The 19,888-nt window shown below is 63.2% G+C and carries 24 protein-coding genes and 2 pseudogenes; 25 read left to right on the forward strand and 1 reads right to left on the reverse strand.

The window, feature by feature from the left end; translation table 11 throughout:
• The 25 genes and pseudogenes from K359_RS64020 to K359_RS65725 form a co-directional block, all read left to right on the forward strand.
• Nucleotides 1-602 (forward strand): annotated as a pseudogene (locus tag K359_RS64020) (collagen-like protein); the annotation flags it as partial.
• Nucleotides 602-1,246 carry a phage head-tail connector protein gene (locus tag K359_RS0150570; protein WP_029085674.1) on the forward strand — a complete coding sequence of 215 codons (645 nt, stop codon included), beginning with the start codon at nucleotides 602-604 and terminating at the stop codon, nucleotides 1,244-1,246. The pseudogene K359_RS64020 and the gene K359_RS0150570, both read left to right, overlap by 1 nt.
• Nucleotides 1,239-1,607 (forward strand): hypothetical protein, encoded by a 369-nt coding sequence (locus K359_RS0150575; protein ID WP_029085675.1) that lies wholly within the window; start codon nucleotides 1,239-1,241, stop codon nucleotides 1,605-1,607. Before K359_RS0150570 ends, K359_RS0150575 begins: the two co-directional genes overlap by 8 nt.
• Nucleotides 1,598-1,954, forward strand: a complete 357-nt coding sequence (locus tag K359_RS0150580) for a hypothetical protein (RefSeq protein WP_029085676.1) — start codon at nucleotides 1,598-1,600, stop codon at nucleotides 1,952-1,954. Before K359_RS0150575 ends, K359_RS0150580 begins: the two co-directional genes overlap by 10 nt.
• A gap of 1 nt (nucleotide 1,955) precedes the next feature.
• Nucleotides 1,956-2,600: a hypothetical protein gene (locus tag K359_RS0150585; RefSeq protein WP_029085677.1), complete on the forward strand. Its 645-nt coding sequence runs from the start codon at nucleotides 1,956-1,958 to the stop codon at nucleotides 2,598-2,600.
• Entirely contained in the window at nucleotides 2,597-2,914 is a 318-nt protein-coding gene (locus tag K359_RS0150590; RefSeq protein WP_156929196.1) for a hypothetical protein, read from the forward strand. The genes K359_RS0150585 and K359_RS0150590 overlap by 4 nt, the downstream gene beginning before the upstream one ends.
• 25 nt (nucleotides 2,915-2,939) lie before the next feature.
• The gene (locus K359_RS56980) at nucleotides 2,940-4,508 is read left to right on the forward strand and encodes a phage tail sheath C-terminal domain-containing protein (RefSeq protein WP_051346910.1); all 1,569 of its coding nucleotides are present in this window, start codon (nucleotides 2,940-2,942) and stop codon (nucleotides 4,506-4,508) included.
• A gap of 32 nt (nucleotides 4,509-4,540) precedes the next feature.
• Nucleotides 4,541-4,906, forward strand: coding sequence for a phage tail tube protein (locus tag K359_RS56985; protein WP_051346911.1), 366 nt, complete (start codon nucleotides 4,541-4,543; stop codon nucleotides 4,904-4,906).
• Nucleotides 4,903-5,337, forward strand: coding sequence for a phage tail assembly protein (locus tag K359_RS0150605; RefSeq protein ID WP_029085679.1), 435 nt, complete (start codon nucleotides 4,903-4,905; stop codon nucleotides 5,335-5,337). Before K359_RS56985 ends, K359_RS0150605 begins: the two co-directional genes overlap by 4 nt.
• A gap of 163 nt (nucleotides 5,338-5,500) precedes the next feature.
• Entirely contained in the window at nucleotides 5,501-7,894 is a 2,394-nt protein-coding gene (locus K359_RS58255) for an N-acetylmuramoyl-L-alanine amidase (protein WP_051346912.1), read from the forward strand.
• Complete coding sequence (locus K359_RS0150620; RefSeq protein ID WP_029085680.1) at nucleotides 7,891-8,442, forward strand: DNA circularization N-terminal domain-containing protein; 552 nt, start codon at nucleotides 7,891-7,893, stop codon at nucleotides 8,440-8,442. Before K359_RS58255 ends, K359_RS0150620 begins: the two co-directional genes overlap by 4 nt.
• Complete coding sequence (locus K359_RS0150625) at nucleotides 8,439-9,107, forward strand: hypothetical protein (RefSeq protein WP_029085681.1); 669 nt, start codon at nucleotides 8,439-8,441, stop codon at nucleotides 9,105-9,107. The genes K359_RS0150620 and K359_RS0150625 overlap by 4 nt, the downstream gene beginning before the upstream one ends.
• 5 nt (nucleotides 9,108-9,112) lie before the next feature.
• Nucleotides 9,113-10,183: a phage baseplate assembly protein gene (locus K359_RS0150630; protein WP_029085682.1), complete on the forward strand. Its 1,071-nt coding sequence runs from the start codon at nucleotides 9,113-9,115 to the stop codon at nucleotides 10,181-10,183.
• 11 nt (nucleotides 10,184-10,194) lie between these two features.
• The gene (locus K359_RS0150635; protein WP_029085683.1) at nucleotides 10,195-10,959 is read left to right on the forward strand and encodes a phage baseplate assembly protein; all 765 of its coding nucleotides are present in this window, start codon (nucleotides 10,195-10,197) and stop codon (nucleotides 10,957-10,959) included.
• A gap of 3 nt (nucleotides 10,960-10,962) precedes the next feature.
• Entirely contained in the window at nucleotides 10,963-11,481 is a 519-nt protein-coding gene (locus K359_RS58260) for a phage GP46 family protein (RefSeq protein WP_051346913.1), read from the forward strand.
• A 57-nt stretch (nucleotides 11,482-11,538) separates the two neighbouring features.
• A complete protein-coding gene (locus K359_RS0150645) occupies nucleotides 11,539-12,597 on the forward strand; it encodes a baseplate J/gp47 family protein (protein ID WP_198031317.1) in 1,059 nt (352 codons plus the stop codon).
• Nucleotides 12,597-13,364 (forward strand): YmfQ family protein, encoded by a 768-nt coding sequence (locus tag K359_RS58265; protein ID WP_051346914.1) that lies wholly within the window; start codon nucleotides 12,597-12,599, stop codon nucleotides 13,362-13,364. Before K359_RS0150645 ends, K359_RS58265 begins: the two co-directional genes overlap by 1 nt.
• Before the next feature lie 15 nt (nucleotides 13,365-13,379).
• Nucleotides 13,380-14,675: a hypothetical protein gene (locus tag K359_RS0150655; protein ID WP_029085685.1), complete on the forward strand. Its 1,296-nt coding sequence runs from the start codon at nucleotides 13,380-13,382 to the stop codon at nucleotides 14,673-14,675.
• A 12-nt stretch (nucleotides 14,676-14,687) separates the two neighbouring features.
• The gene (locus tag K359_RS0150660) at nucleotides 14,688-15,272 is read left to right on the forward strand and encodes a DUF4376 domain-containing protein (protein ID WP_029085686.1); all 585 of its coding nucleotides are present in this window, start codon (nucleotides 14,688-14,690) and stop codon (nucleotides 15,270-15,272) included.
• 3 nt (nucleotides 15,273-15,275) lie between these two features.
• A complete protein-coding gene (locus K359_RS0150665) occupies nucleotides 15,276-15,620 on the forward strand; it encodes a hypothetical protein (protein ID WP_029085687.1) in 345 nt (114 codons plus the stop codon).
• The gene (locus K359_RS66090) at nucleotides 15,617-17,515 is read left to right on the forward strand and encodes a collagen-like protein (protein WP_051346915.1); all 1,899 of its coding nucleotides are present in this window, start codon (nucleotides 15,617-15,619) and stop codon (nucleotides 17,513-17,515) included. The genes K359_RS0150665 and K359_RS66090 overlap by 4 nt, the downstream gene beginning before the upstream one ends.
• Nucleotides 17,516-17,850: 335 nt before the next feature.
• The gene (locus K359_RS0150675) at nucleotides 17,851-18,516 is read left to right on the forward strand and encodes a hypothetical protein (protein ID WP_156929197.1); all 666 of its coding nucleotides are present in this window, start codon (nucleotides 17,851-17,853) and stop codon (nucleotides 18,514-18,516) included.
• Nucleotides 18,509-18,874 (forward strand): hypothetical protein, encoded by a 366-nt coding sequence (locus K359_RS0150680; protein WP_156929198.1) that lies wholly within the window; start codon nucleotides 18,509-18,511, stop codon nucleotides 18,872-18,874. The genes K359_RS0150675 and K359_RS0150680 overlap by 8 nt, the downstream gene beginning before the upstream one ends.
• The gene (locus tag K359_RS0150685) at nucleotides 18,875-19,279 is read left to right on the forward strand and encodes a helix-turn-helix domain-containing protein (protein ID WP_029085690.1); all 405 of its coding nucleotides are present in this window, start codon (nucleotides 18,875-18,877) and stop codon (nucleotides 19,277-19,279) included. It begins immediately after the preceding gene.
• Entirely contained in the window at nucleotides 19,276-19,533 is a 258-nt protein-coding gene (locus tag K359_RS65725; protein ID WP_245285001.1) for a hypothetical protein, read from the forward strand. The genes K359_RS0150685 and K359_RS65725 overlap by 4 nt, the downstream gene beginning before the upstream one ends.
• On the opposite strand, the pseudogene K359_RS65730 reads toward K359_RS65725, so the two are convergent.
• Nucleotides 19,532-19,840 (reverse strand): annotated as a pseudogene (locus tag K359_RS65730) (transposase); the annotation flags it as partial. The gene K359_RS65725 and the pseudogene K359_RS65730 overlap by 2 nt on opposite strands.
• Nucleotides 19,841-19,888: the final 48 nt, after the last annotated feature.

Consider the following 19,888-nt stretch of genomic DNA (forward strand, 5'->3'; position numbering starts at 1 on the left):
CGGGCCCTGCAGGCGATCAGGGTGTCCCCGGTGAAAAAGGCGAAACCGGCGAGCGCGGCGAAGCGGGCCCGCCCGGTGAGAAGGGCGCACCGGGGCAGTTGAAGACGGCGCGAGCCTATGAAGACGGTTCGGTCCATTACGATGGCGATCTCGTCCTGCATCAGGGCTCGACCTATCAGGCTCGATGCGACACCGCGAAAGCGCCGCCGCACGAGGACTGGCAGCTGATCGCCGCCAAGGGACGCGATGCAGTGATGCCGAAAATTCTCGGCACCTACCGCGAGGGAGAGAACTATTCGTTCCTCAACATCGTAGCCCTTGGCGGCTCCAGCTTCATCGCACGCAGCGATGATCCGGGGCCGTGCCCCGGCGAAGGCTGGCAGCTGATCGCCAGCGCTGGCCGCCCCGGCAAGCAGGGCCCGCCCGGTGCGCGTGGCGAAGCGGGAGCGCGCGGCGAGCGCGGCCTGCCTGCGCCCTCGATCATCGGCTGGACAATCGACCGCGAGGCCTACACCGCAACGCCGATCCTGTCGGACACCAGCGAGGCCGCACCGCTGCAGTTGCGCGAGCTGTTCGTGCAATTCCAGGACGAGGCGAGCTGATGGCCGACATCTGGGTCAAGGTGATCACCGAGGCCGAGAGCTACGATCTGCTGACGCTCGACGAGCTGAAGCTAATGCTGAACATCAATCCCAGCGACACCAGCGAGGACGCCGCGCTGCAGCAGGACATCGAGCACTACAGCGATGTGGTCGCGACGATGTGCAATCGGGTCTTCGGCTTCGAGAAGGTCGCCGAGACATGGCGCGGCGACTCGATGCCATTCGATTGTCCCCGGCTTTTCCTCACGCATTACCCGGTCGCCGATGGCGATGTGACGACCGTGGAATCGCCGCGCGGTGCGCTGGTCGATCCGACCGCTTATGAGATCGAGAACCGATCCGGCACGATGCGGATCGATGGCGCGTGGTCGGAGCCGATCACCGTCACCTATAGCGGCGGCTACAATCTGCCCGACGAAGCCCCACCCGCGCTGAAGCAGGCGACCGCGCTGCTGATCCAGGCGGCGCGCATGCAGCGGGTCCGTGCAGCTGTCGCCGGGATCAAATCGATCACGCACCGCGAGTCGCGCGTGCAGTTCATGGATACCAACAAGGCCCTGACCAGCGGCGTGATGGGGATGCTCGGCGATGCCGCCGAGACCGTCAACGCGCTGCTCTACAAATATATGCGCTTCTATGTTTGAGGTCAGGATCGAGGGCGTCGATCAGCTGCTGGCCAAGCTGAACAAGTACAGCGCGCAGATCACCGAGCTGCACACCAGCATGCCGCAGGAGCTGGAGAACTGGCAGCGCGAGGACATGAAGCGCCAGTATCCGAATATGCAGGTCGATGCAGGCAGCGACCAGACTGTCGCAGCCACCTCGATCTGGCCGCGCTCGCGCACTGATGTCAGGCAGCGGCGGCATCAGGCACCGCAGCAGCATCGGCCCAAGCAGGCGGGCCCGGTGGTGCGCAGCAATCGCCCGATCCTGCGGGCCTCGCTGTTCGATCAGCTCGTTGAGCGAATGAAAAGGCTGCTCGCTGGGGCAACCAAATGGCCGTGAATCTCGATGTGCTGCTGCAGGGGCCGATCTTCGACTTCTGGGCGGTGCCTGTCGTGTTCAAGCCGATCAAGTCGCAGCCGGGGCAGCCTGACTACACGCGGCGCGGCATCCTCAATACCTACAGCCTCGATGTCGCTGGCCTCGATGGGCAACTCTATTCCGACCAGCGCACGATCCTCGATATCCGCGAGAGCGAGTTCAGCGTGCTGCCGCAGCAGGACGATCATCTGGTGATCCCCAAGGACTGCAACAACGTGCCGCGCGGCGAATACCAGATCACCGATGCATCGAGCGATGGCGGCGGCCAGACCATGCTGACCATCCGAAAGTTCGAAACGATCATGTGACATGGGCCTCACCGACACGCAGTCCTACTCGCTGGTGATTCGCGACGGGCTGTTCGATGCGGTGAGCACCGATCCGTTCTTCGCCAGCTACACCGCGCGCAAGACCAAGATGCTGAGCGTGCAGCATCAGTTGCTGCCGTACCTGGGCGTCTACATCATCGAGGAGCAGATGCTGCCGGATGGTGATGGCAACGCGGGACATATCCGCTTCAGCCATACGCTGCGCATCGGCTTCTCGGTGGTGGTCGCGAATAACGATCAGGTTGCCGCCGAGGCGCAGATCGATGCGGCTTGGTGGAGGATCATGAACCGGCTTTGGCCGGATCAGAAGCTGATGAACGTGGTGCTCAGCAGCCTGCCTGACAACACCATGATCGAGAGCCTGCCACGCGGCGTGCGCCGCCATGTCTTCGGAGCCGCTGGCCTCAATAACGAAACGCCGGTCGCCGAGCTGCAATACGACGTTTCAATTTTCTTCCGCAGCGGCTGGCCGCCGATCATCACCGACGATCTCAACACCATCGATGTGGTCACCGGCATCAAGCCCGGTGACTCGCAGGCCGACATGGATCAGCGCCAGCAGATTCACGTCCAGTACCAGTTCGATCAACTTCGCAAGGCCATGAAGAGGGAGACAAAGCAATGAGGGTTATGAGCAAGGTCGCGCTTCGCGGAAAGCGCCAGAACGAGCGCGTGCAGATGATCGCCGAAACCGTCGCTCCCGGCATCCGCGTCTCACCGGCCAAGGAAGAATACCGCGCGGTGCTGAAGCATCCCAAGGGCGGCGGCTTCCCTGCCGAGGGCGGCAAGGTCTGGCCGAATGATCGCTTCACCAAGCGCAGGCTGGCCGATGGCTCGATCACGCGCGACGAGCCCGCCGAGCAAGAGCAATCGAAACCGCAAGAGCGCCGCAGACCGCAGCACGGCGCACGCCCCGAGGGCGGCAACGACGCTGCGTAACCAGGCGCGATCATAGGAGGACGCTATGCCGATTAGCTTTGCCAACATCCCCGCCAATATCAAGGTGCCGCTCTACTGGGTCGAAGTCGATCCGTCGATGGCAGGCCTGCCGACCATCAATCTGCGGGCGCTGCTGGTCGGCATGAAAGTCGCCGCAGGCAATGCCACCGAGGACATCGCGATTCCGATTGGCAGCCAGGCGCAGGCCGATCAGGCTTTCGGTGAAGGCTCTGAGCTGGCGCGAATGTTCAAGGCGTTCTTCGCCAACAACTTCGCTAACGAGGTCTGGGGCTTGCCGGTCGCCGAGCCGGTCGGCGCGGCAGCTGCCACTGGCGACGTCACGATCACCACCGTGCCGACTGCTGCTGGCACCATCCATCTGTACATCGCGGGCGAGCATGTTCCGGTGCAGGTCTCGACCACTGACACCATCCCCGAGATCGCCGACGCCATCGCCGCTGCGATCAATGCGGACGTGGCGCTTCCTGTCACTGCTGCATCCGTCACTGGCGCGGTCACCATCACCTCGGTGTTCAAGAGCGTCAACGCCAACGACATCAGCGTCTCGCTGAACTACTACGGCAGCCGAGGCGGCGAGCAGACTCCCATCGGGCTCGGCATCGATCTGCCTTCGACCGCATTCCTGACTGGCGGCACCGGAGCGCCTGACTTCGACAACGCGATCATCAACCTCGGCGAAGAGCCGTTCGAATATGTCGCAATGCCGTACACCGACAGCAACTCGCTGTTCGCGTGGGATCAGGAATATGGTTTCACCGATCAGGGCCGCTGGGGCTGGCAGCGCGAGTTGTTCGGCCATGTCTTCTCGGCCAAGCGCGGCACCTATGCCGATCTCGTGCTGTTCGGCGACCAGTACAACAGCGGCGTCGAGTCGGTGATGGCGCTGGAAGTCGCTTCGCGCTCGCCTTCATTCGAGTGGGCGGCGGCCTATGCTGCGAAGGCGCAGCGAGCCCTGATCAACGATCCGGCGCGTCCGCTGCAGGCGCTGACGCTGAACCAGATCAAGGCCGCGCCGATCCACGAGCGGTTCGACTTCGTTGAGCTGAACTCGCTGGCATCCAATGGCCTCGCCATCGCAAAGATCGGTGCCGACAACCAGCCGATGATCGCGCGAGAGCAGACCACGTATCAGACCAACCTCTACGGCCAGCCCGATGATGCCTATGAGCTGGTGACGACGCTCGCGACACTGGCGAAGCTGCTGCGCAATCAGAAGCACGCCATCACGTCGAAATTCCCGCGCCACAAGCTGGCTGATGACGGCACCAAGTTCGGCGCAGGTCAGGCCATCGTCACTCCCGGCATCATCAAGGCCGAGCTGGTCTCCGAGTATCAGCAGGATATGTATGTCGGCCTTGTCGAGAACCTCGCGGCCTTCAAGCAGCACCTGATCGTTGAGCGCGACCCCAACGATCCGAACCGCGTCAACGTCCTGTATCCGCCTGACCTGATCAACCAGCTGCGCATCTTCGCGGTGCTGGCGCAGTTCAGGCTGCAGTACGACCGAGGCATCGACAGCCAGATCATCGGCCAGCCGTCGCCGCCGTTCAACGCCGCGTCGGGCGCTTCCTGATCTCACCCCGCAACTCCAGAGGAGACTGAACAATGGCACAAAGAATCGCGGGCATCGCCTTCCTGACCGTCGATGGCGATCAGCTGGCGCTGCGCGGCAACTTCACGGTCAGCCCGTCGCCCGTCGAGCGCACCATGATCGCGGGACAGGACGGCGTGCATGGCTATCAGGAGCTGCCGCGCGTGCCGTACATCGAGGGCGATCTGTCAACCGTCCCCGGCCTGTCGCTGGAGACGCTGCTCGCCGAGACCGATGTCACGGTGGTCGCGCAGCTTGCCAACCGCATGCAGTACGTGCTCACCAGCGCGACCTGCAAGGGCGGCTTCGAGAACAACACCCGAGATGGTCAGGTCCGCGTGCGCTGGGAAGGCCTGACGTGTGAGGAGATGGCCCTGTGAACGTCAAGCCGAGACATGAGGGCTTCGTGGACGACAAGCCCGAGCCCGAGATCATCCCGCCGAGCGGCACCAAGCGGGCGGTGCCGCCGCCCGAGATCGAGCCGTCCCCGGATGAAGTGGGGCCGCTGGAGCAGGATGAGTGGCCCATCATCGTCAAACTGATCTATAAGCCGATCCGCAACAATCGCGGTGAGGATGTCAGGGAAATCTCGCTGCGCGAGCCGCGAGCTGGTGACATCAACCGCTATGGCAATCCGATCCGCGTCAATCAAGACGGTGATGTGCTGATCGACGAGCGCAAGATGTCCTACATGATCGCAGCGCTGTCGGGAGTGCTGCCGCCGTTCATCGAGGAGATGGACCCGCGCGACTGGAACAGCTGCGCCTACCGGCTGCGGCGTTTTTTTCTTCCCGATCCAGCGGCCTGGTAGGCAGCGAGGAGGAGATCATCCTCGACTGCTACCGCCTGGCACGCTGGTATCACGTCAGCCCTGAAGTGTTTTTGTCGATGCCGCTGAGCGATGTCTGGTTGCACCTGCATCGCACCGCGCAGATTGACCGCGCGCAGCAGGCAGCAGCAGATGATGATGACTGATGGCCACTGAACAGGAAGAGCTGCGCCTAACAGTTACGCTGGCCGACAACGCTTCGGCTGGGCTGACGAAACTCAATGAAGAGGTCAAGCTGCTCGGCAGCGGCGCTGGTCAGCAGCATCTCGAAAAGTTCAAGCGCGAAACCGGCGAGCTGCAGCAAAAGATTAAGGGCCTCGGCAACGAGATCGGCGAGACCTTCAAGGGGCTCGGCATGCTACGCGGCGGGCTGGCCGCTGGCGCCGCGGGGCTCGCGCTGTTCGGCTTCGAGATCATGCGGCAGAGCAAGGCGCTGGTCGAATATGCCGAGAAGATCAGGACGCTGAACCAGCAGGCGAAACAGATCGGCGTGAGCCCCTCGCAATACAAGGATGTCATCGAGCAGCTGAAGGCCTTCGGCATCTCGGGCGAGACCGCCGCCAATTCGGTGAGCGCGGTGTCGGCGAAGATCGCGGACCTGCAGCGCCAAGGCAGTCAGCTGCGGCTGGAGCTGCTGAAGAACGCAGGGCCCGATGCGCAGTCGGTCGCCAACATGCAGGCCTATCTCGACCGCCTGACGCATGCGAAGGACATCACCACCCAGCTCAACATCATCCGCGAGGGGGGCGAGCAGGTCTATCGCAACGCCATCAGGGCGGGAGCCAGCGAGCAGGAAGCCGCCAACCGCCGCAACAATTTCTGGCAGCTGCAGGGCTACAACGCGCAGCTGGCTGCGGCTGGCGCGCTCACCAAGCTGAGCGCCGAGGAGCAGAAACTCGCCGATGCGCGACAGGCCAACGCGGTGGCGCTGGCCAACCAGTGGGGACAGGTCACCAAGAAGTACGACGATCTGGTCGAGTCGATGAAGCAGCCCTTCATCCCGTACCTGATCACCGCGCTGAAGCTGGCCGAGGGCGCGCTCGATTCCCTCACCAAGAAGATCACACAAGTGCAGGAGGAGCACCTGCTGCGGCCCGACAAGGCCAAGGAGAGCATTCAGGAAAAGTTCGACAAGTTCGGCATCGGCGGCGGCGGAAGGTCATTCGAGGATCGATGGAAAGATCGCGTCCCGCAGGAGCTGGAGAAGAACACCGAGGCCACCAAGCAGCTGACCGAGCTGCTGCGCGGCGGCGGCTACCAGCCGACCGGATTCGGTGGCGGCGCTGGCGGCGGCGGCATCATCCCTGCAGCCTACAGTCCGGGCGGCGGCGGGCCCTTTGGGCCGCGCGGTGGCGGCGGCATGGGCCGCCCCTTCGGCGGCGGCGGCTATGCCGACCTCGGCCGGAGCGCGCCCTATGGCAGCGATGTCGGTGCAGGCTCGGGCGCAGGCGCAGGATCGACACCAGCGCATGGCGGCGGCGGTGGCGGCACGCCGAACACCAAGGGACCGATCTCGCTCGGCAAGGGCGACGATCCGCGCGGGATGGAGCCCTATATCCGCGAGACCGCAAAGAAGTATGGCGTCGATCCCGATACAGCGGTTCGCGTGGCGAAGTCGGAAGGCCTGCGGACCTTCCTCGGTGATCGCGGCAAGTCCGGCGGTGCATTCCAGCTCTATACAGGCGGCGGGCTCGGCAACGAGTTTCAGAAAAAGACCGGCCTCGATCCGCTCGATCCGGCGAACGAGAAAGCGACCATCGACTACGCGCTGTCGAATGTGGGGAAGACCGGCTGGCGTCCGTACCACGGTGCAGCACGCGTCGGCGTCGGGCCGCGCGAGGGATTGCCGGGAGGTCCAGCACCGAACGGGCAGACCGCTGGCCCAGGTAGCGGCGCTGGCGCTGGCGACACACCAGCGGGCGATCTGCCGCCGAGAGTGAGCGCAGTCGGCGGCAGTGATCCTGCAGCCTTCATCACCCATCATACTGGCGGGCGCGGCAGCGTTGCGGGCGTGCAGAACACGCTGCGCCAGCGCGGCCTCGGCGTTCAGTATGTGATGGATCGCGAAGGCAACATCGTCCAGACCGGCAGCCCCGGCGCGTCGCACATGAGAACCGGCTGGGGCAAGGGTGCAGGCCTCTCGAACCGCAATGTCGTCGGCATGGAGATCATCGCCAAGGACGACAAGGATGTCACGCCGCAGCAGGCGCAGGCCTATGCGAAGTTTATGGCGTTGCGATATCCGAACACGCCGATCTTCGGACATGGCGAAGTCAATCCGGGCCACAAGGAAGCCGACGAAGGCTTGACCGCGAAGCGCGCCGCGCTGGCGGTTCGGGATCGCCAGCAGATCGACAAGACGCAGGCCGCATCCACCAAGGTCGAAGGCACCGGCAAGATCAGTGTCGATGTCAACGCGCCGAAGGGCACCAGCGTCGGCGCTGAAGGCGGCGGCCTGTTCAAGAATGTCGAGATCAATCGCCAGACGCAGATGGAGCCCGCGCGCCGAGGGCCGGGAATGGAGAGCCCGCCGATATGAGCAACATTTTCGATCTGCCCGCGCTGTGGCGGCAAAGCCTGATGCCCGCCTCGTTCAATGGCGCTCGCTTCCATTGCGAGGCCAACGGGCGCGAGAGCGGGCGCAGGATCGTGCAGCATCAGTTCCCGAAAAAGGACCTGCCCTATGCCGAGGACATGGGCCGAGCTGCGCGCGAGTTCAACGTGCGCGGCTACTGCATCGTGTTTCCCTACGACAGCGGCGACTCGCTCTATCAGCGCGACTACCGCCAGCCGCGCGATCAGCTGGTCAGGCAGTTGGAGGCCGAAGGTCCAGGCACGCTGCAGCTGCCGACGCAGGCCTCGCAGCTGGTGGTCTGCCCGCGCTATCGCCTGACCGAAGAGGAGCGCTTCGGCGGCTATTGCGTGATCGACATGACGTTCATGGAGTACGGGCTCGATCCGCAGACCTTTGCGCCAGCCGCCGCCACTGCCACCGCGATTGTGCAGACCAGCGAGGCGCTGCGATCTCAGGTGCTGCGCTCGCTGTCAGCTCTGCCGCTGCCGCCAGCGATTGGGCTCAACCGATGAAGCGGCTCGACGCCAATGAAGCCGCACCGATAGTTGACCGGATGCTGACCAATCTGCTTGGCACCGTGCCATCGCAGGGCCGCGCCGGATCAGAAGCCCGCACCGCCATCAGCGACACGCGGGCAAACGCTTACAAACTTTGCATCGATGACGCGCTGGGCCCGCCGCTCGATGAATGCTTCGAGCTGGCGCGGCAGGCTGGCGCGAAGGCGCAGCAGCTGGAGTATGTCCGCCAGCAGATCGAGGGCGAGGCCCCGGTAACGCTGGGCGGCGCGCTGGTGATGGACGCGGGCATCCGGCTTTGCCTCGCCGCGCAGTGCCGCATCATCGCCAGCATGACCTTTGTCAGCCGACAGGATGTCACCGCGATCAAGCAGCAGCTGCAGCAGCCGTTCCAGGACGCCGAGGAGATCGCCGCCGACGATATGGACCAGATGACTTTCCAGATGCTGGTGGCGCTGCATGGTGCCGTCACTCAGCATCTGGCAGCGACCGCGCGACCGCTGCCGCGCGTGGTCAACTTCAGATTTTACGAGCCGCTGCCGAGTCTGGTGATGGCTTACAAACTCTATGCCGACGCCTCGCGCAGCGATGAGCTGCGCGCCGAGAACAAGGTCGTGCATCCGGCTTTCTGCCAGCCGAGCGGCCAAGCGCTGTCGGCCTGATCATCATGCCGAAACCGCAAGAAGTCGCCGTTCTTGAAGTCAACGGCCAGAAGTTCGAAGACTGGGAATCGGTCTGGGTGCAGCACCGCTGGGCCGACAGCTTCACCTATTTCCGCTTCACTGCAGCCGAGCGCGACCCGATCATCAACAAGAAGGGCGGGCCCTTCCCGCTGATCGCAAAGCTGCAGTTCAAGCCGGGTGATCAATGCACCATCGATCTGGCTGGGCAGCGCGCGGTCAGCGGCTACATCGAGACGCGACAGGTCGCCTATGACGCGCACGCGCACGGCGTGATGCTGATCGGCAAGAGCGCCACCGCCTGGGCGGCGCGCTCAAGCGTTGATACCAAGACCGGCAACTTCGACAAGAAGAACATCGTGCAGGTGGCGCAGGAGGTGATCTCCTCCTATGGCGTCGGGCTGAAAGTGATCGGCTTGCCCGACATGACGCCGTTCGACAAGCTGCAGAACGAAAAGGGCGAGCTGGTCTGGGACTTCCTTGAACGCATCGCGCGACCTCGCGGCGTGGTGATGGGCTCGGATAGTCAGGGCAACTTCCTGCTGATCGGCGATCATTCCGGGGCTGTCGTGGCCCAGCTGGTGGAAGGCCAGAACATCAAATCATGCCAGTGCGTGATCACGCACGAGCATACCTATACCGAATATCGGGTCGATGGGCAGGCACCAGCCAGCGACGACAATTCAGGCACTGCCGCCAGCGAGCTGACCGGCAAGGTCGGCGGCTCATCCCCGGTGTTCAGCAAGCTGATCACTGCCGCCGAGCAGCCGGTGAAGACGCAGGCCGAGATACAGGCCCGCGCGAAGAACGAAAGCGTCTGGCATGAAGGCACCACGATTCAGGCAACCATCGTGGTGCAAGGCTGGCTGCGCGATGGCTCCAGCCTCTGGCGCGCAGGCGATGATGTCTTCGTCTACTCGCCGATGGCGATGCTGAACAACAATATGAAAATTCAGAACTGCACATTCACCCAGGACAACAATACCGGGACGCTGACCACGCTCGATCTGGTGAACCCCGAGCTGCTGCGAGATCGCGCGAACTTCAACCCCGGCTAGAGGAGCAGACTATGCACCGGGCCACGCCGCTTAATACTTCGATCCGCGCCTATACCGCAGGCGGGGCGCGCAGCGTCGTCGATAAGGTGGACGACACCAAGCTGATGCAGGAGATGGGCGGCAACTTTATGGCCAACGAGACCCGCTCCGAGATCGAGGCCGCGCAGAATTATGGTTTCACCAGCGTGGTGTTTGATGCCGAGAAGGGGCAGGACGGCAAGATCACCGCGAGCGCCGAGACCTTCATCGGATTCATGGGCGGCAACCGATCCTTCCCGGCATCGGGCCCGATGGATGATCGGCGGCATCGGCTCTACAAGCTGGACAAAGGCGACACCGCGATGTTTCGCGGGCGCGGCGACAAGCAGCAATTCCACATGACGCAGGATGGTGGATTCTGGAGCGCGCCGCAGAACAAGACCGTGCGCATGGCGCTGGTCGATCAGGACAGCGAAGGCAATTCCAGCCAGAGCAGCGGTGGCGCGGGCGTGCAGGCGCTCGATGGCAGCGCTGGCGGATCGCAGGGCGGCCAGCAAAAGCGCGGGCAGGAATCGCTCAAGAAGGACAACCAGAAGGCCAGCCGCTTTGTCGATGTCACCGCTGGAGCCACGCGCCTCGCGGGCAAGGAAGCGCACCTGATGCTCGATGACGGAAAAATCTATGTGCATGTCGTCGGCGGCGAGGTCTACCTCGGGGCCAAGAAAGGCGAAGCCACTTTCGGGCGCGTCGGCACCGACGCAGGACTCTCGGTCAACGTCTACGCCAAGGTCGGGTGAGCGATGAGCAGCGCCGCGAATGTCCCCGACATCCGGCTGGTCCAGAACAATATCTTTCCGAAATATTCCGTCACGCTGGACTGGCTGCTGCTGCCCGATGGCACGCTGGACGACTCGCAGGCGTTGGCGACAGCGGTCTGCGTTGCGCTCGGCACCAACGCGCTGGCCGCGCCTGATGATGTGCTGCCCGATCCTGACAGCAACGATCGCTGCGGCTGGTGGGGCGATCTCGACGCCGAGCTGATCTGGAACGGCTGGCCCATCGGCTCGAAGCTGTGGCTGCTGCGCCGCGCCAAGATCAACCCGGCATCGGCGCGCGAGGGCTCCACCGTGATGATGGTCGAGAACTACATTCGCGTCGCCATGCAGCCATTCGTGGATCGCAAGGTTTGCTCCAGCTTCGATGTCTGGGTGAACCGCGTGGACACGCAACGCATCGACGCACTGCTGAGAGTTTATCGAGGACCCGCGCAGCCGATTGATCTGCGTTACGAGGTGCTCTGGGACGCGATGGGGCCGTAGCGGATGCCTTGGTCAACACCAACACTGCGAGAAGTCCGCTCGCTGGTGCGCGATGCCGTGAATGCATCGCTGCCTGGAGCCGATGCCAATGTGCCCAACAGCGTGCTGCGCGTGCTATCGGACAACCAGGGCGCGCTCTGCCATCTGACCCTGCAGTATATCGACTGGCTCTCGCTGCAGCTGCTGCCTGACACAGCCGAGACCGAATGGCTCGACCGCCATGGCGATATCTGGCTGGTCAATTCCGATGGATCGACAGGCCGTAAGATGCCCGCGCTGGCGACCGGCACCGCCAACATCATCGGCACCACCAATGGCACCGTGCTGCCAGCCTTCACGCAGCTGCAGAGCGGATTCGGCATGCCTGCCAATACCGACTCGCCGAACCAGAGCCTGACCTTCGAGACTCTGGAGGACATCACCGTCTCGGTCGCCGCGCCTGTCGTCGCCAACATCCGCGCGCTCGATTCCGGCACGCTCGGCAATATTCCCGATGGCTCCTCGCTGATCATCGTGCCGCCCGTCAATAGCGTCGGCTCGGCCTCGACCATCCACGTCAGCGGCGGCACCGACATCGAGACCGATGCGCAGCTGCGATCCCGCATCCTGCACCGCATCCAGAACCCGCCGATGGGCGGCAGCATCGCCGACTATGAGCAATGGGCGCTTGCGGTCCCCGGCGTGACGCGCGCATGGGCCGCGCCAGAGCAAGGCGTCGGCACCATCACCGTGCGCTTCCTGATGGACGATCTCTATCCCGATGACGACGGCTGGCCGCAGCCTGACGATATCCAGCGGGTTGCCGACTACATCGACAAGATGCGCCCGGTCACCGTCAAGGATTGCTACGTGGTCGCGCCGATCAAGCAGTTCATTGATGTCAACATTGCCGAGCTGATGCCTGACACCGATGAAGCCAAGGCCGAGATCGAGGCCAGCATTCGCGGCATGCTGTTCCTGAAAGCCGCGCCTGGACAAACCATCTTCGCGGCGTGGGTCAGCTTCGCCATCATGAGCGCCCCGCATGTGCAGTCCTTCCGGCTGGTCTCCACCAGCGACTACGTGATGGCATCGGTCGGTAGCATGGCGGTGCTCGGCACCATCAGTTACGTCTGATGAGCGACCGTCACATCCGGCGCAGCGGCAGCGACTACACCGAGGCCTATCTCGCGTTGCTGCCGCAGGGCCAAGCATGGCCGAGGCACGCGCCTGACAGCACTACGGTGCGCGGGATCACCGGCCTGTGCGATTACTGGGGCTTCGTGGATGGCCGCGCCGCCGATCTGCTGGAGCGCGAGAGCGATCCGCGCCAGACCGTCGAGCTGCTGCGGGACTGGGAGCGCAACTGGGGCCTGCCCGATCCCTGCTATCAAAGCCCGCAAAGTATCGCAGAGCGGCAGCAGGCGCTGATCATGCGCATGACGATGCAGGGCGCGCAGTCGCGCGAGTTCTTCATCGGCATCGCCGCGCAGATCGGCTACTCGGTCACGATCACCGAATACCGGACCTTCGTGGTCGGCCTCGACCGCGTCGGGGACAATCGCGTTCACGGCGACGGCTCCAACCCGATGTACAACGAGTGGGGCCAGCCGATCAAAAATCCGGACGGCGAGAACGTCGCGCTCGGCGAGCTGTCGGAATGGTCATACTACGGGCTCGGCCCCGACACCAACCGCTTCTATTGGACGGTGCATGTGCATCAGGCGGGCCTCGTCTGGTTTCGCTGCGCATCGAGCCAGTGCGGCGCCGATCCTCATCTGCGCATCAAGCTGGCCGATGACCTTGAGTGCCTGCTCAACCGTTGGAAGCCAGCGCACACGCAGATCATCTTCGACTATTCCGGTCTCAGCGATCCGGGCGATCCGATGGCTGGGACGCCATAGCGGCGGGGAAAGCAAATGAAGTACAACGCACCATATGGCGTGAGCGATCCGAACGGCCCGTACATCAACGGCGATCCCTCCACCGGGCAGATGGGCTCGATCCCGCCAGCGGCTTCGATTGAGTATCCGCAGCGCGAGCTGGTCAACTTCTTCACCGATGCGGGGCTGGTGCCTGACAATGCGGACCTGCACCAGACATCGAAGTCGGTGCAATCCGCTGGCGTGATCAGAGGCATCGACAGCGGCGCGGTGAACATTCTTTCGATTGCGCTGACCCCGGCGCTGACCGCGTACATCGACGGCATGTTCGTCTGGGTGCGGGTCGCGATCACCAACACCGGCCCTGCGGTGCTTTCGATCAACGGGTTGAGCGGCAAGAACATCGTGCGGCGCGGCGGCCCTGCGCTGCAGGCCGGTGATCTTCCGGGTGGCTACTGGGCGCTGCTTGTCTACAATGGACCGCACGGAAATTTCGAGCTGTACGGCGCATCGTTCGCGCCTGCGGCCTTCGTGCCGATCCTCGCCGCCAACACCAATCTTTACGTCAACCCAGTGACCGGCGACGACGCGCTGTACGATGGCTCGCAGGCGGTTGTCGCCGCGCCGCACGGCCCGTTCAGGACCATCGTTCGCGCGATGCAGGAGACGTTCAAGTACGGGCCTTCGGTCTACACGATGACCATCAATCTGTCGGCTGGCACCTTCAATGAGCCGTGCGTGACGCCGAACGTGATTGGCCCGTCGATCATCGTCAAGGGTGCCGGTCCAACCCAGACCTTCGTGATGGGAGCCAACAACCAGCACACCTTCCTCTGCACCAGCGCCAACAACATGGTGGTGCGCGATCTCTGCACCCAGACCGGCACCGGCCAAGGCCCGCCGTGCAATTTCGCCGCATCAAGCGGCGGCTCGATCGCCACGATCAACACGGCATCGCAGGGCGCGACTGCCGGTTATATTTTCGAAGCGTATGGCGGCTATCTCTATCCCGGCAGCCACACCTTCAACACGGGCAGCTCCTGTCAGGAACTCTTCGCGGCCTTCTTCAGTGGCTTCATCGGCCTGCAGCAGGGTTCAGTGTTCAACTTCGCCGGTTCAATGAACGTCACGGCGGCGATTGCCGTCGCCAGTTCGAACGGATCGATTGCGGTGCCGGTGCCAGGCGCACCGACCTTCCCCGGCGCAGGCTTCGTCACCGGCCAGAAGTATTTCGCCGCCCTCAACGGCGTCATCAACACGCAGGGGTCTGGCGCGAGCTACTTCCCCGGCAACCAACCGGGCGTCCTCACAAGCGGCGGCCAGTACAATTAAGGGAGCGCTTCGATGTTCAACCCGAAAGATTGGTATTGGCACGTCGCGGGCGATGCAGCCAACGTGCTTTCGTCGGCGCGCAACATCTATGTGCCGACCAGCGACAGCGATTATGCGGCGTGGCTCACGAGCAACGGCATGGCTGACGCGCCTTCGGTGCCGGATGAAGCCGACATCTACCACTATGTCAGCGACTTCCTGCCGCTGTATCTATGGGACGGCGCGAACTTCTCGCAGCCTGCGGCAGGCCAGTACAGCAAGGCGCAACTGCAGAACTACAACGGCACCGCGCGCCTCAACAAGGTCAACGGCGGCATGACGGCGGCGGGCATCCCGGTCAAGACCGATGATCGCTCGCGCGGCCTGATCTCCGATGGTCGTGCCTTGGCTCTGGCCGACAGCACCTACACCACGAAGTGGTTCGGCTCGGATGGGCTGTTCTACGATGTCGATGCCCCGACCATGATCCAGATGTCGGCCAAGGTCGCCGAGCACACCAACCAGTGTTACATGGCCTTTGAGCAGACCAGCGCGGGCATCTCGGGCGGCAGCATCACAACGCTGGCGGCAATCGACGCGGCCTATCAGGGATTCTGAGCGATGGCCACGGTCAACATCACCGTTGCGAACGATGCGGACTTCTTCCGCAGCTTCCTCTATCGCACGCTCAGCGGTGAGCCCATCGACCTGACCGGCGCAGCGTTCGTGATGAAGGCGCGCAGGCATGCGCAGGATGCGACCGCCTTCCTAACGCTCTCGACCGACACCGGAGAGATCGACATCGCCGATGGACCGGGCGGCAGCTTCACCGTGCTGATCACGCGCGAGCGGCTGCTGGAGATGACCATCGGCCCCTATGACCAGTCGCTGGTGATGACGCTGAACGGCGTCAAGCAGCAGCTCTGGTCTGGCGTGCTCACCGTCAACCCCGGACCATCGCGATGAACGACTTTTCGATCACGCAGACGCTGGATGTGACCGGCGAGGTCGAGATCATTCAGGACGATGTTGCGATCATCATCTCACCCGATCAGGGCCCGCCTGGAGCGCGCGGCAATTCGGTGCTGAGCGGCACCAGCGATCCCACCAGCTCGCTCGGCGTCGATGGCGACTTCTACTACAACGAGGAGACCCATCAATTCTACGGGCCGAAGGAAGGCGGCATCTGGCCTGCGCCTGTGCTCCTGACAGGCCCGCAGGGGCCGCAGGGCGCGCAAGGCATCCAAGGCCCTGTCGGCCCGGAAGGCCCTGTCGGCCCGACCGGCGCAGCCTCGACAGTGCCGGGGCCGCCGGGGCCGCAGGGCGTGCAGGGCAATACCGGCCCGCAAGGCGTGATCGGCAATACCGGCCCGCAAGGCGCGCAGGGCGTGCAAGGGCCGCAGGGCAATCCGGGCGTCGATGGCAACACCGTGCTGTACGGCACCGTTGCGCCGACTGCCGGGATCGGCGTCAACGGCAACTTCTACATCAACACCGCAACCAACTTCATCTATGGGCCGAAGGCTGGCGGCGCGTGGCCGTCAGGCACGTCGCTGGTTGGTCCGCAAGGCCCGCAGGGCGTTCAAGGCGTGCCCGGTGCAGGCAGTCCAGGCACCGCTACGCCGATCATGGCCAGCGTCGGCGCTGTCGGCGTCTCGGGTAACTTCTCGCGCGAGGATCACGTTCACCCATCCGACACCTCGCGTGTCATCAAGGCGGGCGACCGAATGACCGGCGCGCTGCGCGTCGGCTCAGTGCGACCTGCACCGGCCTACCCCGCGTCTGTCGGCAGCTATTCAATGTCGATTGATGCCAGCTTGGGGTTCAATGTCTTCGTGAGCGCCGATGGCTCGCAATGGTTAGCGCAGAGCGCCGGTTATGGTGTCGCGATCATTGATGATCCACCGACAGGCAATCTGAATTTCTTTGCGTCACCCGCTTCGGTCGCCGCTGGCGGTCTGATGACGCTGAATACGACCGCGACGCTGACGCAGCAGGGCCAGTGGCAGCCGAAGTCGATTGCCATGACCGGCGACAATGGTTTCGGTGCCATCACGCTTTACCGTACAGGTGGCGTGACCTACGGATCGCTTGGCGTCGATGCGAGCGGCTACAACATCAATCTGAGCAATGGCACGATACCGATCAACATCTGCTTCTCTGGCACCGTCAGGGCGGTCTTTCAGAACACTGGCGGGCTGACGATCAACCAGCCGTCCGCCACCAATGTGACCGCGTTTAACGTGACGGGCGCAACCGCAAGCTATGCCGCCGATTTTCGAGCCAGTGGGCCGGGCTTCGCCGGGGTCGTCGGATGGGCGAACGGCACCAGCCTCTACGGCATGAGCGGCGAGAACCTGTCCGGCACCACCTATTCGTTCTACGGCAACACCGGCGCTTTCCTTGCTGCAGGCGCTTGGCAAACATCGGATGCCCGCGTCAAGAGCGTCACCAGACAGACTGATCCCGCTGCCGCGCTCGCCATCGTCAATGCGCTGCCGGTGAACGAATTCACGCCAGCGAACCCAGCGGCGCGCGAGATGTTTTTCGGGCGCGGTGATGTCGCCAACGAAACGCTGTACGGCTGGACTGCACAGGATGTCGAACTGCTCGTGCCGATTGCCGTTCGCGACATTGGCATCCCGGCTGTGGACCGTGTGATGCGCGCGGCGCTCAAGCACATCGACATCCCGGAGCTGGACAGCAAGGAAGCCGAAGCGCTCGGCGAAGAGGAGATGTCGATCAAGGCGATCAACGACCGCTACATGCTGACGACACTGTGGTCGGCGGTGCAGCGGCTATCGACGCAGAACGATGAGCTGCGCGCGGAGATCGACGCGCTGAAAGCAGCAAGCTCATGAGAGCTGCGGCACCGGGATGACGCCTGTCACAAACCGCATATTCTCCCTAACCGTGGCCCCGCTTCGGCGGGGCTCGTTTTTTGAAATCACGCATTGGTGGCAGTGTGTACTCGCCCACGACCGACGATATTTTGCTCCGCTATACAACCGCCACGGTGTCACTTATTTTAACAGCTCCTCGGGGTCGGTCTCGTTCTCGCTGGGGCAGCACGAGACGCTCTTGGGCAAAAAGTGTGTGCGACAAAGGCGAGGAAAAACTCGTGCGGCATCTCAAGCTGCCTCTACCCTTCTGCCCCAATCTCACATCGCCGACCTGAAACCTGATCAACGCAAAGGTGATCAAAGCGATGCCTAAAACGTTTCCTATCAGACTCGAAGTAGAAGAGATCGCGCTCGGCCCCGTGCTGCGCAAACTAAATGACATGCCCGGAATAGTAGACCTGCATCTCGACCTCGGCCACGGCGGTCAAGGAGCTGGACGGAAGCAGCTAGAGGAAGCAGCTGCGAAGGCTCGCAACGGCGAGAGCGCTGAGGAGCTCACCGTCAAGCTGTTGTTGGAGGGGCCGAAGCACATCAGCGAGATCAGCGCCGCACTCGGCGGAAACAAGACGCGCGCTTACGGGGCTGTGCATCAGCTGCGCAAGAAAGGCCTTGCTGAAGCTGGTGCGAATAAGGGCGTGCACCAACTCACCGCCCAGGCGCGGGCTCAGCTCGGCGGCGCAGTGCCTGCGCTGCCAGCTCCTGATGTGAAGCATGGGCCTGTGGGCCGCGCCTCTCCCGGCTCAGGCAACATCTTGCTGCGTGCTGCGCTTGAAGCAGGCCCGGTGTCGCCTGCCGATCTGCGCAAGCACATGGCGGCGAAGGGCATGTCGCCGAAGAGTGTTGCAGGTGTGCTGGACCGCGCCAAGCGCGGCGGTCTGATCAAGAAGAACGGCAGCGGCTACGAGCTGACGGCGAAAGGACATAAGATCGAGATGATGGGAGCAGCGCACAATGGCTAGGGGGTTTATGCGAACTTACCGGACGTACTCCTACATCGACAAAAATCCGGTCATCGACAAGATGCGCACGCTGATACAGGACGAGGGTTTGATCAAGAAGCTGAAGATCGTTCACGAAATCTCGGGCGTCTCGACTTCGACGCTCGACAATTGGTTCAACGGCACGACGAGATCGCCGCAGCATGCGACCATCGCCGCCGTGATCACCTCGCTCGGTTACGAGGAAGAGTTCGTCAAGAAAAAGGAGATCGACGTCGAGTCCGAGCGCAAGGTGGCCGCCGATTGGCTGGCGCGGCAAGAGCGCAAAGCGCAATCCAAACCGAAGAAGCGTACCAACGGTCACTCAAGGAGAAAGTAGATGCCAGCACGCAAAACCCACCCGCGCACGGTCACCGGGATCGACAAGATCATCGGCAACCGGCTGCGGCAACGCAGACTGGAATTGCATATCAGCCAATCCGAGCTGGCCGATAAGCTGGGCGTCAGTTTTCAGCAGGTCCAGAAATACGAGAAGGGCGTCAACCGCGTCAGCACGGGACGCCTGCAGCAGATCGCCACCGTGCTCGAAAGCGACGTGTCGTTCTTCATGGGCGATCTGGTCGGCAGCAAAAAGCCGCCGACGGTGACGAAGCTCGCGGGCTTCTTGGCAACCAAGGATGGCGTCGAGATCAACGAGGCGATGCTGCGGCTCGATCAGACGCACCGCCGCGCCGTGATCGCCTTGGCGCGCACGCTTGGCACCGCCTACGGAGTCGAAGCATGAGCGAAAAAGAGTTGCGTATAATGTTCGACCGGGCCTCGCAATTTTGCGAGGCCCACGTCGCCAAGCGCGCCGAGATCGCGCCGATGTGGCACGCGATCACATCCGATGGCGAGACGCTGATCGAGCCGCACCCGACTTTTCTCGGCAAGGATATGGCGGCGGCGATGATGCGCGTCTTCTTCGATCTGCGCGATGTGGTCCGCTACGTCTACATCGGCGAAGCATGGACGCTGCACCGGATGATCCAGCCCTGATGAGCTTGCCGATCAACTTCATCAGCGTTGTCACGGTGCGAGCGGCCCGCTTGCGCAGCGCCGTCTTCAGCTTTGAGAATGCCATTTCGATCGGATTGAGGTCCGGCGAGTAGGCCGGCAAATAGCGCACTTTGGCGCCGACCGCTTCGATCGCCTGGCGAACGCCGTCGATCTTGTGGGTGCGCAGGTTATCCTTGAAGACGATATCGCGTCTGCGCAGACGTCGGCGCGAGATGGCGGCAAGGTGAAGTAGCGGTACAAACCCCTTTTTGATTTCATGACGTGGGCCGCCCGGATGTGCAGACATCTGCGCATCCGCGTGGCCTACCCTTTTCGGTAGGCGGCAACCGTCGGT

Source organism: Bradyrhizobium sp. th-b2 (assembly GCF_000426785.1).
GTDB lineage: Bacteria > Pseudomonadota > Alphaproteobacteria > Rhizobiales > Xanthobacteraceae > Bradyrhizobium > Bradyrhizobium septentrionale.